Consider the following 15,215-nt stretch of genomic DNA (forward strand, 5'->3'; position numbering starts at 1 on the left):
ACCCAACCTACGTGGCTGATTGATTCGGGTTAATTGGTGCATCGCCCTTTCAGGGTGATGCACCCTACGCGGCTCTGTGCCGTAGGTAAAAGTTTATCCGTACGGTGCCGTCACCCCGCAGGGGCGACGCACCAATTACTCAAATTACTCAAAACGCCACACAAATACACCGCTTCACCCCTACCCCCGCTTGTCCCACCGCGACATCATCGCCCTATCGCCACACAAATATGCTAAAAAACCGCCCCCGAACCTTATTACCGTTCAAAAAATCATCTTTCTATGTCAAAAGTCATCCTACTCAACAAACCCTACGGCGTGATTTGCCAATTTAGCCCATCACCCCCCCACCAATCCCTAGCCGACTACGTCCCTGTGCCAAAAGTTTATCCCGCTGGCCGCCTCGATACCGATAGCGAAGGCTTGGTACTTCTCACCGATGATGGCCCGTTACAACATCTGATTGCACACCCCCGTTTCAAACAAGCCAAAACCTATTGGGTGCAAGTGGAAGGCATCCCCTCGCCACAACAAATTAGCCAACTACAACAAGGCGTCGATTTAGGCGACTTTGTGACACAACCCGCCCAAGCTCGACAGATCGCAGAACCCACGCTATGGCCACGACAACCGCCGGTGCGGTTTCGCAAAAATATCCCCACCTCGTGGCTAGAAATCATCTTGAAAGAAGGCAAAAACCGCCAAGTGCGGCGGATGACTGCCAAAGTTGGGCTACCCACTTTGCGCTTGGTTCGGGTTGCAATTGGCGAATTACAGTTAGCAGATTTGCCCTTGGGCGCATGGCGCGAACTTTCCGACAGCGAGAAACAAGCTTTATTGCCACCTGCCCCATCCAAGCGCGTGAAACCGTCACCCCCTCCTGTTAGACAAATACGATGGACAAACCGCAAATAACCTTAATTTGTTCAGTACAAAAATAAGACAAATTTCTTGACAAAGGGTCAGGTGGGGCATAAATTGATCTAAATCAATCTGCTTTGCGGGAGTCCCAGAATGTCTGCTCGCGTGTCTCGGCCAAATTGGCAACGTCTTAGTTGGTGTGGTGTCGCACTGTTTGGTGCAGCTTTATGGTGGAGTGGCGAGAGCCTCGCCGCCTCACCAAAATGTCCTGCACTACTCGACCACCGTTTCACCACCCTACAAGGTGAAAAAATCAACCTGTGTCAGTACGCAGACCGCCCGATTTTGGTCGTTAACACCGCAAGCAAATGTGGCTACACACCGCAGTTTGAAAAACTAGAACAGCTCTACCGCCAACATCAGGGCCGTTTGTTGGTGGTGGGTTTTCCAAGTAATGACTTTTTGCAAGAGTTAACCAGCAATAAAGAAATCGCTGACTTTTGCAAGCTGACCTACTTCGTGCAGTTCCCGATGATTGAAAAATCGGTTGTGCGGGGGCCGCATGCGATGCCGTTCTACCAACAACTGCGTACCGCCACCGGCGAAAGCCCACGCTGGAATTTTCACAAATACGTGATCTTGCCGCAGGCAAGCAAAGTCTTGAGCTTTGGCAGTTCTGTCGAACCTGATAGCGCCGCTATCCAAAATGTGCTGCGGCCTTATCTTGCTGCGAGCTAACCCTCTTGTGACTCACTCTCCATTCTTTTGCAAGGAACTCACACCATGAGCGCACTGGAAATCCTCCCTGATGTCCAAGCCACGCAGCAAGACTTTGGCCTTGCTATTGACCAAGTCGGTATCAAAGCTCTGCGTTTTCCGGTTTCCATCGCAACGGCAAGCGGTGCCCAAAGCACGGTGGCTACCTTAGATATGTATGTTTCGCTGCCATCCGATCAAAAAGGCACTCACATGTCGCGCTTTGTCGAACATATCGAGGCTTTTGATGGCGCGTTTGACTTTGCCAGCTTTCAACAGTTTTTATCCGAAATGACGACGCGCCTTCACGCTGCTGACGGTGAGGTTTGCATGACTTTCCCCTACTTCATTCGTAAGACCGCGCCGGTCTCGGGGGTGCAAAGTTTGTTGGATGTGCAAGCCAGTTTTACTGGTCGCTTGAGTGCAGCACAGGGATGGCAGTTTGAATTAGAGGTCAAAGCCCCAGTGACCAGCCTTTGTCCTTGTTCCAAACAAATTTCTCGCTATGGCGCACACAATCAACGCTCGGAAATCACCTTGCGTGTGGCGTTGAATGCAGCGATGTCGATTGAGGAATTGGTCAGAATCGCAGAAGAAAAAGCCTCGTGTGAAGTCTTTGGTCTGCTCAAACGCCCTGATGAAAAATGGGTGACTGAGCGTGCCTATGACAATCCAAAGTTTGTCGAAGACTTAGTCCGCGAGATTGCTTTGGCGTTACGCGAAGACAGCCGAATTGATCGTTTTGTGGTGGAAAGCGAAAACTTTGAGTCGATTCACAACCACTCTGCCTTTGCCCGCGTTCGCTGGCAACGGCCCTCGGCGAGTGTGGCCGCATGAGTACAATTTTAATCACAGGTGCCACAGGTGGGATTGGCCGTGTCTTGGCACAGCAACTGTACCAACAAGGCCACCAACTGTTATTGCTAGCGCGGGATGAAAGCAAGCTGGCGCAATTGGCGGCAGAGCTGGGGTCAGAGACTGCTTACATAAGCGCGGATTTAACTGTCAGTGGTGCAGCAGAACAGGCCATTCAGCAACTGGCTGAACACCATCCGGTGATAGACGGTTTTGCACATTGTGTTGGTTCCATCAGCTTAAAACCGCTGCACCTGTGTCGTGAAGATGAGTTTGAAACGGTGTGGCGGCAAAATGCCTTTACTGCGTTTAGCGCGCTGCGCGCTTTCACTGCCTTGGCCTTAAAGCGTCGCCATCCTGCCGCAGCGGTGTTGGTGGGCTCGCTGGTGGCGATGCCGCACAGTGGTTTCCCTAATCATGAAGCTGTAGCCAGTGCAAAAGCTGCCGTGGCTGCGTTGGCGATGAGTGCCGCTGCCAGTTATGCCAATAAAGGTATTCGGGTAAATACGGTGATGCCGGGCTTAACGCGGACGCCATTAGCTGCCCGTTTCTTAGCCAACCCAGAGGCCGAAGCGCGGATGCAAAGCATGAATCCATTAGGACAAGTGGCCGAGCCAGAAGATGTTGCTGGTTTGATGGCTTTCTTATTGTCACCAGCGGCGCGCCATATCACGGGGCAAGTGATTGCCGTGGATGGTGGTCAAGCCAGTTTACAACGTCCAGCTGTCTAACCTCACCAGCGGAAACGGCGCGTGCAGCGTTCTCCCTGATTGGGCGGTGAAAACCGCCCTTTTTTGCTATGACACATCACAAACTGACCTTGCCGAGCAAAATTTGTCTATGCTGTGGCCGTCCTTTTTTCTGGCGTAAAAAATGGGCCAAAGTATGGGACGAGGTGCGCTATTGTTCGACTCGTTGTCGCCAACAGCGCCGTGCTTAGAATTCGTGGCGCGGGCCACGTTCTAGTAATTGACTGACGGCAGTATGAATACTGACCGTGCCAGATAAAATTGCACACACGGTTTCGGTGATTGGCATATCCACCTGTAGCGCCTGTGCCAGCCGTTGTGTTTCATAGGCGGTTGCGACGCCCTCGGCAACATGACCGAGTTCTGCCAAAATTTGTGGCAAGGTCTTGCCACTGGCGAGGGCTTGTCCAACCCGACGGTTGCGTGATAAATCGCCAGTGCAGGTTAAAATCAAATCACCCATACCAGCTAACCCCGACAGCGTATGCGCTTCACCTCCCAAACGGCTGGCTAAACGTGCCATCTCTGCCAATCCTCGGGTAATTAACGCTGCACGGCTATTCATGCCGAACTGCAAACCATCAGCCATACCTGCCGCAATCGCCATCACATTTTTTACTGCACCGCCGATTTCGACACCAATCACATCGTGGCTGGCATATAAACGCAAACGGGAATTGTGTAAAGCTTGGGCGGTTCGGTCGGCAAAATCGACATCATGCGAAGCCAGCACTAAGGCCGCCGGTAAATCGGCTGCCACTTCTTTGGCAAAGCTAGGGCCAGACAACACACCAACAGGCAAATCGGCGGGATAACACTCAGCAACCACTTGATGCGGTAATAAGCCGGTGTTGGCTTCAATCCCTTTACACGCCCACAACAGCGGTTTGCACTGTTGTTGCTCTACCAGCTGTTGCAATGTCGGGCGTAACCCTGCCATTGGCGTAACGACCAACAGCAGGTCTGCATCACTCACCGCTGCCGAAAAATCAGCACTGAGAGCAAGTGATGGCGGTAAGAGCGCACCGGCAAGATAGCGGCTGTTTTCACCTTGTTGTGCCAGTTGTGCGATATGTTGTGCATCACGTGCCCACAGGGTCACCTGATGTTCTGGATGCCGCGCATAAGCGATGGCGAGGGCCGTACCCCACGCACCAGCACCGAGTACGGTTAAACGCATTTACAGACCCCAAAAAAACTGAATGCGGGCATAACCGCTGACACCATCACGGTGTTTCACTTTGACCCATCCCCCTTTGGGTGGCTCTATCAGCTCTAAAACACCGTCTTTTGCCACAGTGAATAACAGGGGGGCGGTGGCTTGTGGTGCTTGGCGGACTTCGGCTTGTTCCGAGGTTACAACAACAGTGCGTTGTTTTAGCAAGTCAGGTGTTGCAATCCAAGCAATACCGCCGGACGCATCGCGTATCCGTGACCAACCATTTTGTTCTGCTAACACTTCTACCGGATAGCCACGGCTGACCACGAACAGTTTTTTTGCTGAACTCGCCGGCGCATCGTAGAGGATGCTGCCATGTTGTTTGACCGAGCGGAATTCTAGCGCCGAGGCCGGCATCGCCAGCAGCAGGGCAAATCCCCCTGCTAGGCCAGCGATTGACACCCGTTGGCGTGCTTTACGCTTCATTGCTAGCTTGAGCGACACGTTGTGCGTACAGCGCATCGAAGTTGATGGGCGACAATAAAACAGGTGGGAAGCCTGCGCGGTTGACGACGTCAGACACCGTTTCACGTAAGTAAGGGAACAGGATATTTGGGCATGCCACACCGAGGATAGGATCTAATTCTTCGGCTGGAATATGACGAATTTGGAAAATACCCGCTTGGGTGGCTTCTACCAAGAACATGGTTTTGCTGTCTGCCAATTTGGCGGTAACGGTGACAGTGATCGAGCTTTCGAAAATCCCTTCTTCCAGCTGTTGTGCACCCAGATTCAATTGCAGATCAATTTCTGGGGATTCGCGCTCCAAAAACACTTGTGGTGCATTTGGAATTTCGAGCGACAGGTCTTTGACGTAGATTTTTTCAATCGAGAAAGTGGGTTGCAGCTCTTGTTGTTCGCTCATGGCAAAGAAAACTTTCTAAAACAGCGGCCCGCAAAACGGGCCGATAGGTGAAAAAAGAAGGAGATTTGAGAATAACAGAAATTGCTGTTAGCGTGCATTTAGGCGCTTAACAATACGTCTAATTTCCCTGCCCGATCCAGTGCAGATAAATCGTCATAGCCGCCAACATGGGTATCCCCGACAAAAATCTGTGGCACAGTACGACGACCTGTTAATTCCATCATCGCTTCACGTTGTGTTGGGTCTAGGTCAACGCGAATTTTTTCAATATCACCCACCCCTTTTTGTTGCAACAAACGTTCTGCCATCTGGCAATAGGGGCAAACGGCGCTGGTATACATGCGAACTTTAGCAGTGGCGGTCATGGTGCGGTTTCCTTTTCCTCGGTGAGATAAGTCATTAGTCTATTGCAGACCTTGCACATGGGGATGAGAGTAAAGTCTAGCAAGATGCTTTAGGCCTCCCAAGGATCAATCTCTAACGACCAGCGTAAGCCATGACCATAGGCACGGGCATATTGGGCCAGATGGGGACGGAGTGCTTGCATCACAGCGCGCAACGGGTTGCGGTGTTCGGCTTGCCACAATAAATGGGCTCGTTCTCGATTGGCTAAGCGAGTCATCGCAGCGGGTTGCGGGGGGAATAAATAGACTTCCCCTTGCGTGTGCCAATCTTGATAAATCTGTTCTAAAAAAGCCAAGGCCGTTGCCAGCTGTGGGGCATCAGCACGCAACAAGGCTTGATAACAATACGGCGGCCAACCGAGTTGTTGTCGTTCTTGCAAGAGATGTTGGGTATACCCTCGGAAATCATGTTTTACCAAGGCTTGATACAGGCGGTCTTGTGGCAATTGGGTTTGAATTAACACTTCACCACGTTTGTCTGCCCGTCCGGCTCGTCCTGCCACTTGGGTTAATTCAGCGAATAGGGTCTCACTTGCTCGATAGCTGGCGCTATACAGCGCACCATCGGCATTTAATACCACAACCAAGGACAACGCCGGAAAATCATGTCCCTTGGCCAACATTTGTGTGCCAACCAAAATATCTAATTCATGTCGGGCAATTTTACCCAATAGTGCATCCCAGCCACTTTTGCGTTGCATGGTATCGCGATCAATACGTGCAATACGGGCATGGGGGAAGTGTTGTTGTAATGCTTCTTCCAGTCGTTGCGTGCCTTGTCCTAAGGGACGTAAATCCACATTGCCACAGCTGGGACAGGCAGGGGGAATCTGTTGTTGGTGGCCACAATGATGGCAGCGCAGCCGCTGTTGTGGTTTATGCCACACCAAACGGGCAGAACAACAAGGACATGCCGCCAGCCAACCACATTCACCACACGCCAATGCTGGGGCATAACCGCGACGATTGACATACACCAAACTCAGTTGGCCCTGCTGCAAGCGGTGGTTGATGGCGGCCAACGCCGGTGGAGAGAGACCGGCATCGAGTGGCTGTTGCCGAATATCGACCAGTTGCACGTTAGGCAGAGGGGCGCCGGAGGCGCGTTGATTCAAAGCCAAATAGCGATAACGACCACTTTGGACATTGGCGAGGGTTTCGAGGCTTGGTGTGGCCGAACCGAGCACAATCGGTATCTGGGTTTGCCGAGCACGCCAGACGGCTAAATCGCGTGCCGAATAGCGCAGCCCTTCCTGTTGTTTAAAAGAACTGTCGTGTTCTTCATCAATGATGATTAAACCGAGGGCTGGTAGCGGCGTAAATACTGCCAATCGGGTGCCAATCACCAATTGTGTCTGTTGTTGCCATGCGGCAACCCACGCCTGTGCTCGTTCGCCTTCGGCCAGTTGGCTGTGCAAGCTGACCATCGGTGTGTGTGGAAACCGATGCCGAAAACGCGCTTCAAGCTGGGGAGTGAGACTGATTTCAGGGACTAACACCAACACCTGTTTACCCTGTGCTAACACCTCGGCAATACGACGCAGATAGACCTCTGTTTTGCCACTGCCGGTGATGCCATGTAACAGGGTCACGCTAAAACCGGTGGCTGTCTGTTGTAGTGCTTGTACGACATCCGTTTGTGCGGTAGTGAGGGTCGGCTGTGGGCCAATGACCAGCGGTGGGGTTTCACCCGTCGCCGTGTCCACCACGCTCACCCATCCCTGTCCCTGCCATTTTTCCAGCAACTTGGCTGCTGTTGGGTAATGTTGTTTAGCGTGAGACAGGGATAAAGGCTGTTGTCGCAACACATCAAGTAAGGCTTGTTGGCGGGGGGCGCGCGTTGAGCAGTGGGCAGATAATTTGCCAGCTTCAGTTAAACGATAGATCGGGTCGGTTTTTGCCTGCCATGCCTTGGGCTGCCGCAAACGCGTTGGTAAGGCGGTGAAGAGTGTCGCACCGAGGGGATATAAATAGTAATCGGAGGCAAATTTGACCAAATCCAGCCAAGCAGTCGGTAGCGGCGGCAAATCGTCTAGCACTGTCTGAATGGGGCGCAATTTGACTGGTGGCTCAAGGCTACCGGGCCCCATCACCACACCACATAATTGGCGGGGGCCAAATGGCACCACCACCCGCTGCCCAATTGCCAAGGCAGCCGAGGTGGTGTAATCAAAACAACGATCTAACGGTACATCTAACGCCACCTGTACCGTGTAGGGCGTGTCAAACAAGGTCATACAGCGTGATAAGGGCGGGAGAGACGATGCACTGCTTCGACCAAAGCCGCGGCATGTTCTGGTGGAACGGTTTGGCCAATACCATGACCGAGATTAAACACATGACCATGACCGTGACCATAGCTTGCCAAGATGCGTGCTACCTCGCGCTCAATCGCAGCAGGTTGAGCATGTAAGGCAACAGGGTCAAAATTGCCTTGCAGCGCGACTTTATCGCCGACTTTTTGTTTGGCCACAGCAAGATCGGTTGTCCAATCTAAACCAATGGCATCGCATCCAATCGCGGCAATGTCTTCAATCCATTGCCCACCGTTTTTGGTAAACACAATCACCGGTACGCGGCGGCCTTCGGCCTCACGGGTTAAACCACTGATAATCCGCTGCATATAAGAGAGTGAGAATTCACGATAGGCAGCATGACCTAAAGCACCGCCCCACGTATCAAAAATTTGTACCGCCTGTGCACCAGCAGCAATTTGGGCGTTTAGATAATCCGTGACGGTATCGGCGGTGACGGATAAGAGATGGTGCATTAAATCTGGCCGATCATAAGCCAAGGTTTTCACGCGGCGGAAATCGTCCGAACCGCCGCCTTCGACCATATAGCAGGCTAAAGTCCACGGACTGCCGCTAAAACCAATCAATGGCACTCGACCTTGTAATGCGCGGCGAATGCTGCTGACCGCATCCATAACATAAGCCAACTCGGTGCCAACATCGGGCTTGCTGAGCGCCAAAATCGCTTTTTCATCACGCACGGGCCGCCCGAATTTAGGCCCCTCACCTTCAGCGAAATACAGCCCTAACCCCATTGCATCAGGAATCGTCAGAATGTCAGAGAATAAAATTGCTGCATCAAGGGGAAAGCGTTCCAGCGGTTGTAAAGTCACTTCGGTTGCCAATTCTGGCGATTTGCATAAGGCCAAAAAGTGGCCAGCACGGGCACGAGTAGCGCGGTATTCTGGCAAATAGCGCCCTGCTTGCCGCATCATCCAAATGGGGGTGTATTCAGTCGGTTGACGTAACAGGGCACGTAAAAAAGTATCGTTTTGTAGAGGGAGCATCATATTCTCACGATAAAAAAATTGGCAGAAACGACAAGTATAACGGTTTCGTGCCGTTCAACACTCGCCAGTCAAGGCAAGACAGACGATAATGCCGCACTTGCTGTCTTTATGCTTGGCAGCCCATTTCGCATTGCCGGTGGCTGGCAATGGCGGAAAGACATAACAAGAGGATGATCAAGATGCCTGTGCCCGGTCTCTCACTGAATGAAAACCATGCCAACGAATTGGTATTGACCTATACGCCGGTTGACGGTGCCGATGTGCCCCGTACCGACCCCATTAGCTTGTTGCGTTGGGTTGAACAACAGGGTTATGCCGGTTGGAAAATTGATGAAAATGCGCTGCGGGTGGTGGTGCAGGCGTTTAGCCAAGAGGCTGGCTTTTCTAAAGTCATCGGGCAAAAAATTGATGCCCATTATGATGTCACGGTGGTGCCTGATCGTCTGACGGCTTATCTCAAAGTTTCCCCTGCTTGGGGCGGAAAAGTCGCTTCGCCACAAGATGCTGTGGTTGCTTTGCAAAAAGAAGGCATTAGCTTTGGTTTAGATGCTAAAGCGGTGTTGAATGCTGTGCGTGACCAGATCGGCGAAATGGTGCTTGTCGCTCAAGGTCGTGCTCCCGAGAAGGGCAAAGATGCGTGGTTTGAGCCTTTGGTAAGTGTCAATCGTGAACGTCATCCGCGCATGAATGAAAAGGGTGAGGTCGATTTACGCGATCTTGGTGTAATTCCAACGGTGGCGGAAGGGGCGCCGGTGATGCAACGGCATCCGGCTACCTTAGGTGTCGCAGGCAAAAATGTGTTGGGCGAAGATATCCCGCCGCCGCCCGGTAAAGACACTCGCTTTGGCAGCCGTTTGCAAGGGGTAATGGTTGATCCAGAAAATCCCAATTTGTTGCGAGCGGCAGTTGCTGGTCAGCCAGTGTTATTGCGAGATGGGGTCAATATTGAACCTGTGGTCAAAATGGCAGTGGTAGATATCAGCACCGGCAATGTCGATTTTGTTGGCAGCCTGACGATTACCGGAGATGTGCAAAGTGGCATGAAAATCAAAGTCGGTGGTGATGTGACGGTTGAAGGCACGATCGAAGCAGCTGACATTGAAGCCGGCGGTAATATCATTGCCAAAGGTGGGATTATTGGCCAAGGGGCGCACGGTGAAGGCGATGCCCCTGCACCACGCATTCGTGCAAAGGGCAATATCCGCGCTCGGTATGTCGAAAATGCTATTTTGATTGCTGAACAGTCAGTGTATATCAGCGAAACCTTAATCAATTCCGATGTAATGGCGATGAATCGGATTGAGGTTGGCAAAAAAGGCACCAAGAAAGGTTACATCATGGGTGGCTATATCCGCGCCACACAGGGGGTGAGTGCCGATTTTTTGGGGGGGCCGGGCAGTGGGCATACGCGTGTGTCGGTGGGAGTGAATCCTTTGTTGCAACAGATGATGGAAGCAAAAAAACAGGCCATCGCAGCAAAGGTGCGGGAACATGCCGACCTCAGTAAATTGATTAAATTGTTACAGGAAAAACCTGATAAACGCGAGATGTTAGACCGAGCGCGTAATACCTTGCGTAAAGTGTCCGAGGAAATTTCCGCTGCGATGGAAGAGGAACGTGCTTTGTTATCTGAAGCCAAGCTGGCAGATCAGGCCGATATTGCAGTGCGTGAAGGTATTTTTGGTGGCACCACGGTTACCGTCGGGCGCCGTTCAAAATTTATTGCAGAAGATTGTGGCCGTGGCGTGTTCCGTCTCACCGAAGGCCAATTGGTCTATGCCGAGAAGAAAAATGGCTAAGAAATAGTGCAGTATGGCGGATAAGCACAGCATATCCGCCTAATCTGTTTGTGGCCGGGGGGCAAGGGGAAGCCGTACCCAATCCCCTGCTTGCACCGAGCGCAAATTGCCATCGGCGGCGGTAGCAACGGCTAACAAAGGCTGTACTTGAGTGACGGTAACACTGCCAACAATTTGTTCCGCCAATCCTAATGGATCAGCCGTTGTCGTAGCGGCCAGAGGGAAAGTTCGTGCTTGACGATAGACTAACAGCGTATCTCCAACCGCTAAGGACGATTCTCCACCCGCAGAAAGATAAAACTGGCCTTTCTCAATCCGCAAAATTCGTGCTGTAAAAGGCAAACATGAGAGCGCTTCTGTCATGTGAGCGGCCATCTCGCCGAGCCAATCTTGAATCTGTGCTGGCTTGGCTTCTGCCATATCGTGGGTAAATAGCTGCCGCCACAGCACATTCCCCGTTAAGCCATCATGAACCCACATCTCCCATTGCCAACGGCGTGCAGTGGGTTTTTGCATCAAGACCGGTGCAGCCCAGTCACGTTCTTGTTGTGGTGCGGCATCTTCACCCAATAGCCAAGGACCAATCCGCCATCCCCGTCCACTCACACTGGCATCCAGAATGCGCCCTGCCACAATAAATTGTGCGTGATGTTGTGTTGCTAACTGGCGCGCTTGGGCATTGCCGCTACTGGGGTGTGAATGGGCATCGTTCAATGGACTCCATTGCGCCACCCCAACTGTACGAAACCATCCAGTGCTAGCAAGTTGATGGCCAAACCAAGTGGGCCAGTGAGGTAAGTCCGAGGCTAACTCATTCCCTCCTCGATCAGGTGCCGGCGGCCAAAAAGGGGTGATTAACACGCTGCGGCGCAATGGCTGTTTATCTTGCCCAACACAACTACCGCCAAAATCAGGGGCAAGAGTAAGGTACAGCAAATTGTTTTCTTGTCGCTCGGCGATAATGGCCGGCCGATCAAACAGCGCACGGCCACGCAATTTCCCTGCTTGATAGGCTGTACCATCACTTTGTAGGGTTTCGCTGACCGAAATTTGGATACCAAGACGGCGATTGCGTTCGCGTAGCGCATCTTGATAGGCCATTTCACGAGCCACAGTTAGCCCATATTGCAGTGGTGCCACGCCAGTATCTGCGCGGGTACCACTGCATAGCACACCTAGCAGGGCAAACAATACTGTGGTGCGACAAGGAAAACGGGACAAAGTAAGCATCAATGGGCGAGGTAGTAGTTACCCTTTACCGGGGTAGCAGCAGAGGTCTTCTTTACGGTGTTGTCTTGCATCGACTGATAGGCCATTAAGAATTGGCGGTAGAAATCGCGATCAATTTCAATTTCAGCCCGTGCTTCGTAGCTACCATCACGATTTTTGCTGGTGGAAACGACATTCACACCACGCAAATAGGCATCCACATAGGTACGGAAACCATCATGTTTCACCGCCATAGATTCAACCGTACTGTTACCCACCAAGCGTAAGCCTTGAACTTGTTCAGCAATCGCACGATATGCATCTAATTTTGCGGCACGCATTCCCAGCAGGTGGCGCTGAGTGGTGCTCAGTCCTTTGGTGGTTGGCCGCGCGCCATAACCAACGACACTGACTTTAATTGGTTTATAGGCGTTTAAGTCTGGTGCTGGTGGTACAACAACCGAGCCCGGCCCAGCATAGCCGATGGCGCTGTTATCAGTGAGCACTTTGTTTGGTGTGACCTGTACTGGTTTATCGACATAAACCACAGGTGCAGGGGCGGGATGATGAACGCAGGCGGCCAACAGTGAAACCGCAGTGGCACAAGTCAAAATACGTAACATAAGCACACACCTCGAAAAAACAAAAGACGATACGATATACGGATATCGTGATGCTGTCGAATCACTCAAAAACGTGCAATCGCGGACGAATCGAGTTCTCCATCACCTTGAGCCACCAAACGATCAATTTTTTCTTGAACCAATTTGGCTGCAGGTAAGGCAACGTTTAACGCTGCGGCAGTGTTTGCCACAATCCCCATGTCTTTTTGATGTAATTTTGCCTTGAATCCGGGGGCATAGTTATCATCAATCATCCGTTGACCATGTATGTCTAAAACACGACTACCAGCAAAACCACCTAGCAGCGCCTCGCGTACTTTCGCAGGATCTACACCCGCTGCGCGTGCTAATTTCATGGCTTCGGCTGCGGCTTCGATATGAATCCCAACCATAATTTGATTACATGCTTTAGCAATTTGGCCGGCACCTGACTCGCCAATATGTGTGATACTGCGTCCCATTGCTTGTAAAACCGGCATCGCTCTTGCCAATGCCTCGGCCCGCCCACCGACCATAATGGTCAAGGTGCCCTGTGTGGCTCCCACCTCACCCCCCGAGACGGGTGCATCTAAAAAGTCTACCCCTGCTGCCGCCAGTTTCTCGGCAATTTGACGGGCAGTAAGCGGATTGATCGTGCTCATGTCAATGGCAACGAGGCCCGGATGTGCTCCAGCGATCACCCCTTCCTCTCCCAACATCACGGCTTCAACATCGGGGGTATCTGAGACATTAGAACAGACTACTTCAACCTGTCGTGCAACCTCTGCGGGTGATTGGCAGAATGTGGCACCTGCAGCAACCAATTCAGCGGCACTCTCTGGGCGACGGGCATAAACAAATAAGCGATGTCCGGCTTTAAGTAGGTTCAAAGCGCAAGGGCGTCCCATGATACCAAGACCAATATAACCAACATTCATGTTTAGGAATCTCCTCGTGGTGGGGGTGGCATGACAGGAATAGGGGGTAGAGCACTGTCATTACCGGCTTGTCGTTCAAGAAAATAGACAAATGCCAATACTTCGGCAACCGCTTGGTAGAGCTCGGGCGGAATATTGCTATCTAAATCCACTTGCATCAGTAGATTAACCAACTCCGGCGATTCATGAACAAAGACCCCCGATTCTTTTGCTCGATCAATAATCCGTTCGGCCAATTCGCCCCGTCCTTTAGCAACCACCCGTGGTGCTGTTTGCCCTGAACCATACGCAAGGGCAACGGCGGTTTGACGTTTATAGCGTTGGTTAGTCATGCGAACCCCGGTCGATTTGGAACTGGTTCAGTGACAGGCCGGCGCTTAAAAAGCCTTGTTGGAGTCGCGTGCGATGGGTGTCGATGAGTTGTGCGACATCACCTCGCTCGGTCACGAAATGTAATGACACGCCCTGTGGCCCAACGCTTAAACGTGCTTCCACACCGCCAAGAGAGGGTAAGTCCATCGCAAGACGGGTGTGCCAAGTCCTTTCTTCTTCGCTGCCATAGGCTTGGCGTTCTTCGGTACGTTGTTCTTCCGGTGGCTGTTCAATTTGCAGGATAAAAGATTGCCCCGGCCACAATTCACCCTGAAAAGCGACTTGTCTAAATTCGAATACGTCGAGTTGTTTTGACACAATTTGTCCAAGCAGGGGACTCATATTGACAGAGCTTGACTCTTTATTTGCACCCTTGCCCGCAAGGTCGGCCAGTTTATTGGCTAATAAAGCTTCATCAATCGTTTGACCTTCGGTAGGTTTGAGTAAATTGAGGATGGCTCGTGGCAACTCGGCCTTTGCTTGAGGTTGTTCTAATAACTCGGCTAAAGGACGTTCTCCTTTAAACCATTCTTTCAGATGCGATTCATAAAATAAACCGCTACTAGACACCAATTTTTTCAAGCCAGTTGCTAAGGTTTGACTGTCTGGAAGCGGTAAGTCTTGATTCGCACTAAGGAGTTGAGACACTTTGGCTGGGGTGTTAAATAGGGCTTGTGTTCCTGCCATTTGACTAGGCCAAGGTTTGGCAAGACTGGTTAATCGGGTGGTTAAATTAGCCTGTTTACCGAGTGCAGCCGCGCCAAAATCAACCACTTTCCCTGCGGCTTGATTGTTCCAATTCATGTCACGGCCAAAGGCCGTATTGCGTGCCGATAGACGAGGCTCTCCACTTTCTGATGGGAACTGACTGCGCGCTTGTAGCAACAGTGCTGATAAATAGCGTGTGGCACCGGACAGCGTGACACGGCTCATCGAGCGGTTAACGGGCTCGTTGGCCACCTCTGACGCCATGGTGAAGGTTAAGCGTGGGCCGACCGAGGCCACTTTTAACTTCATTAAAGAGCCCGGTTCCGCGCCAAGTGCTTGTTCACCACGGGTGCTGACGTTTAGTGTCAGTAGATTATTCTTTACCATCACCACAAAGCGGTTGTCAGGTAAGGTGTTGACAACCCTCGCTGTTACCTCTTCGCCTACCTTAAGTGAGGGTAAGCGTGGCGGGATGGGATTGACTTCAAGAAGAGGCTTGCCGACGTCTTTGACGAAGCGGGCCAATTGCACCGGATTGAGACCGGCAACGGAATTAACCTGTTGCATAAGAAAA

The 15,215-nt window shown here is 51.7% G+C and carries 17 protein-coding genes; 6 read left to right on the forward strand and 11 right to left on the reverse strand.

Going from position 1 to position 15,215, the window contains the following annotated elements; all coding sequences use genetic code 11:
• Positions 1-282 precede the first annotated feature (282 nt).
• From ACTBZS_RS05905 to ACTBZS_RS05925, 5 genes are all read left to right on the forward strand, one after another.
• A complete protein-coding gene (locus tag ACTBZS_RS05905; protein WP_463043551.1) occupies positions 283-915 on the forward strand; it encodes a pseudouridine synthase in 633 nt (210 codons plus the stop codon).
• A 99-nt stretch (positions 916-1,014) separates the two neighbouring features.
• The gene (locus ACTBZS_RS05910) at positions 1,015-1,599 is read left to right on the forward strand and encodes a glutathione peroxidase (RefSeq protein WP_463043552.1); all 585 of its coding nucleotides are present in this window, start codon (positions 1,015-1,017) and stop codon (positions 1,597-1,599) included.
• 54 nt (positions 1,600-1,653) lie between these two features.
• The gene (gene folE2, locus ACTBZS_RS05915) at positions 1,654-2,454 is read left to right on the forward strand and encodes a GTP cyclohydrolase FolE2 (RefSeq protein WP_463043572.1); all 801 of its coding nucleotides are present in this window, start codon (positions 1,654-1,656) and stop codon (positions 2,452-2,454) included.
• Positions 2,451-3,203 carry an SDR family NAD(P)-dependent oxidoreductase gene (locus tag ACTBZS_RS05920; RefSeq protein WP_463043553.1) on the forward strand — a complete coding sequence of 251 codons (753 nt, stop codon included), beginning with the start codon at positions 2,451-2,453 and terminating at the stop codon, positions 3,201-3,203. Before folE2 ends, ACTBZS_RS05920 begins: the two co-directional genes overlap by 4 nt.
• A gap of 68 nt (positions 3,204-3,271) precedes the next feature.
• Positions 3,272-3,412 (forward strand): DUF2256 domain-containing protein, encoded by a 141-nt coding sequence (locus ACTBZS_RS05925; RefSeq protein ID WP_460430870.1) that lies wholly within the window; start codon positions 3,272-3,274, stop codon positions 3,410-3,412.
• Here the strand turns inward: ACTBZS_RS05925 and ACTBZS_RS05930 are convergent.
• From ACTBZS_RS05930 to hemE, 6 genes are all read right to left on the reverse strand, one after another.
• Entirely contained in the window at positions 3,409-4,401 is a 993-nt protein-coding gene (locus tag ACTBZS_RS05930; protein WP_463043554.1) for an NAD(P)H-dependent glycerol-3-phosphate dehydrogenase, read from the reverse strand. The genes ACTBZS_RS05925 and ACTBZS_RS05930 overlap by 4 nt on opposite strands.
• Positions 4,402-4,866 (reverse strand): SH3 domain-containing protein, encoded by a 465-nt coding sequence (locus tag ACTBZS_RS05935; protein WP_022653440.1) that lies wholly within the window; start codon positions 4,864-4,866, stop codon positions 4,402-4,404.
• On the reverse strand, positions 4,856-5,305 hold the full coding sequence (gene secB, locus ACTBZS_RS05940) for a protein-export chaperone SecB (RefSeq protein ID WP_463043555.1): 450 nt from the start codon (positions 5,303-5,305) through the stop codon (positions 4,856-4,858). The genes ACTBZS_RS05935 and secB overlap by 11 nt, the downstream gene beginning before the upstream one ends.
• A 98-nt stretch (positions 5,306-5,403) precedes the next feature.
• Complete coding sequence (grxC, locus tag ACTBZS_RS05945) at positions 5,404-5,670, reverse strand: glutaredoxin 3 (RefSeq protein WP_460430866.1); 267 nt, start codon at positions 5,668-5,670, stop codon at positions 5,404-5,406.
• Between the two features lie 89 nt (positions 5,671-5,759).
• Complete coding sequence (locus ACTBZS_RS05950) at positions 5,760-7,946, reverse strand: primosomal protein N' (protein ID WP_463043556.1); 2,187 nt, start codon at positions 7,944-7,946, stop codon at positions 5,760-5,762.
• The gene (hemE, locus tag ACTBZS_RS05955) at positions 7,943-9,010 is read right to left on the reverse strand and encodes a uroporphyrinogen decarboxylase (protein WP_463043573.1); all 1,068 of its coding nucleotides are present in this window, start codon (positions 9,008-9,010) and stop codon (positions 7,943-7,945) included. The genes ACTBZS_RS05950 and hemE overlap by 4 nt, the downstream gene beginning before the upstream one ends.
• 182 nt (positions 9,011-9,192) lie before the next feature.
• On the opposite strand from hemE, the gene ACTBZS_RS05960 reads away from it, so the two are divergent.
• Positions 9,193-10,812 carry a DUF342 domain-containing protein gene (locus ACTBZS_RS05960; protein WP_463043557.1) on the forward strand — a complete coding sequence of 540 codons (1,620 nt, stop codon included), beginning with the start codon at positions 9,193-9,195 and terminating at the stop codon, positions 10,810-10,812.
• Positions 10,813-10,851: 39 nt separating this feature from the next.
• Here ACTBZS_RS05960 and ACTBZS_RS05965 read toward each other — a convergent pair whose 3' ends face one another.
• The 5 genes from ACTBZS_RS05965 to fliK all read right to left on the reverse strand — a co-directional run bounded on the left by ACTBZS_RS05965 (position 10,852) and on the right by fliK (position 15,208).
• On the reverse strand, positions 10,852-12,033 hold the full coding sequence (locus tag ACTBZS_RS05965) for a flagella assembly protein FlgT middle domain-containing protein (protein WP_460430863.1): 1,182 nt from the start codon (positions 12,031-12,033) through the stop codon (positions 10,852-10,854).
• An 8-nt stretch (positions 12,034-12,041) separates the two neighbouring features.
• Positions 12,042-12,644 (reverse strand): LPP20 family lipoprotein, encoded by a 603-nt coding sequence (locus ACTBZS_RS05970; RefSeq protein WP_460430862.1) that lies wholly within the window; start codon positions 12,642-12,644, stop codon positions 12,042-12,044.
• 65 nt (positions 12,645-12,709) lie between these two features.
• Positions 12,710-13,561 (reverse strand): NAD(P)-dependent oxidoreductase, encoded by an 852-nt coding sequence (locus tag ACTBZS_RS05975; RefSeq protein ID WP_463043558.1) that lies wholly within the window; start codon positions 13,559-13,561, stop codon positions 12,710-12,712.
• A gap of 2 nt (positions 13,562-13,563) precedes the next feature.
• Complete coding sequence (locus tag ACTBZS_RS05980; protein ID WP_460430860.1) at positions 13,564-13,893, reverse strand: EscU/YscU/HrcU family type III secretion system export apparatus switch protein; 330 nt, start codon at positions 13,891-13,893, stop codon at positions 13,564-13,566.
• On the reverse strand, positions 13,886-15,208 hold the full coding sequence (fliK, locus tag ACTBZS_RS05985; protein ID WP_463043559.1) for a flagellar hook-length control protein FliK: 1,323 nt from the start codon (positions 15,206-15,208) through the stop codon (positions 13,886-13,888). Before fliK ends, ACTBZS_RS05980 begins: the two co-directional genes overlap by 8 nt.
• Positions 15,209-15,215: the final 7 nt, after the last annotated feature.

It is taken from the genome of Aquaspirillum sp. (genome assembly GCF_055136605.1).

Bases quoted from the DNA above. Each gene is read 5' to 3' on its own strand.
- ACTBZS_RS05905 (WP_463043551.1), top strand. From the start codon at position 283: ATGTCAAAAGTCATCCTACTCAACAAACCCTACGGCGTGATTTGCCAA.
- ACTBZS_RS05910 (WP_463043552.1), top strand. From the start codon at position 1,015: ATGTCTGCTCGCGTGTCTCGGCCAAATTGGCAACGTCTTAGTTGGTGT.
- ACTBZS_RS05920 (WP_463043553.1), top strand. From the start codon at position 2,451: ATGAGTACAATTTTAATCACAGGTGCCACAGGTGGGATTGGCCGTGTC.
- ACTBZS_RS05925 (WP_460430870.1), top strand. From the start codon at position 3,272: ATGACACATCACAAACTGACCTTGCCGAGCAAAATTTGTCTATGCTGT.
- ACTBZS_RS05930 (WP_463043554.1), bottom strand. From the start codon at position 4,401: ATGCGTTTAACCGTACTCGGTGCTGGTGCGTGGGGTACGGCCCTCGCC.
- ACTBZS_RS05935 (WP_022653440.1), bottom strand. From the start codon at position 4,866: ATGAAGCGTAAAGCACGCCAACGGGTGTCAATCGCTGGCCTAGCAGGG.
- secB (WP_463043555.1), bottom strand. From the start codon at position 5,305: ATGAGCGAACAACAAGAGCTGCAACCCACTTTCTCGATTGAAAAAATC.
- grxC (WP_460430866.1), bottom strand. From the start codon at position 5,670: ATGACCGCCACTGCTAAAGTTCGCATGTATACCAGCGCCGTTTGCCCC.
- ACTBZS_RS05950 (WP_463043556.1), bottom strand. From the start codon at position 7,946: ATGACCTTGTTTGACACGCCCTACACGGTACAGGTGGCGTTAGATGTA.
- hemE (WP_463043573.1), bottom strand. From the start codon at position 9,010: ATGCTCCCTCTACAAAACGATACTTTTTTACGTGCCCTGTTACGTCAA.
- ACTBZS_RS05960 (WP_463043557.1), top strand. From the start codon at position 9,193: ATGCCTGTGCCCGGTCTCTCACTGAATGAAAACCATGCCAACGAATTG.
- ACTBZS_RS05970 (WP_460430862.1), bottom strand. From the start codon at position 12,644: ATGTTACGTATTTTGACTTGTGCCACTGCGGTTTCACTGTTGGCCGCC.
- ACTBZS_RS05975 (WP_463043558.1), bottom strand. From the start codon at position 13,561: ATGAATGTTGGTTATATTGGTCTTGGTATCATGGGACGCCCTTGCGCT.
- ACTBZS_RS05980 (WP_460430860.1), bottom strand. From the start codon at position 13,893: ATGACTAACCAACGCTATAAACGTCAAACCGCCGTTGCCCTTGCGTAT.
- fliK (WP_463043559.1), bottom strand. From the start codon at position 15,208: ATGCAACAGGTTAATTCCGTTGCCGGTCTCAATCCGGTGCAATTGGCC.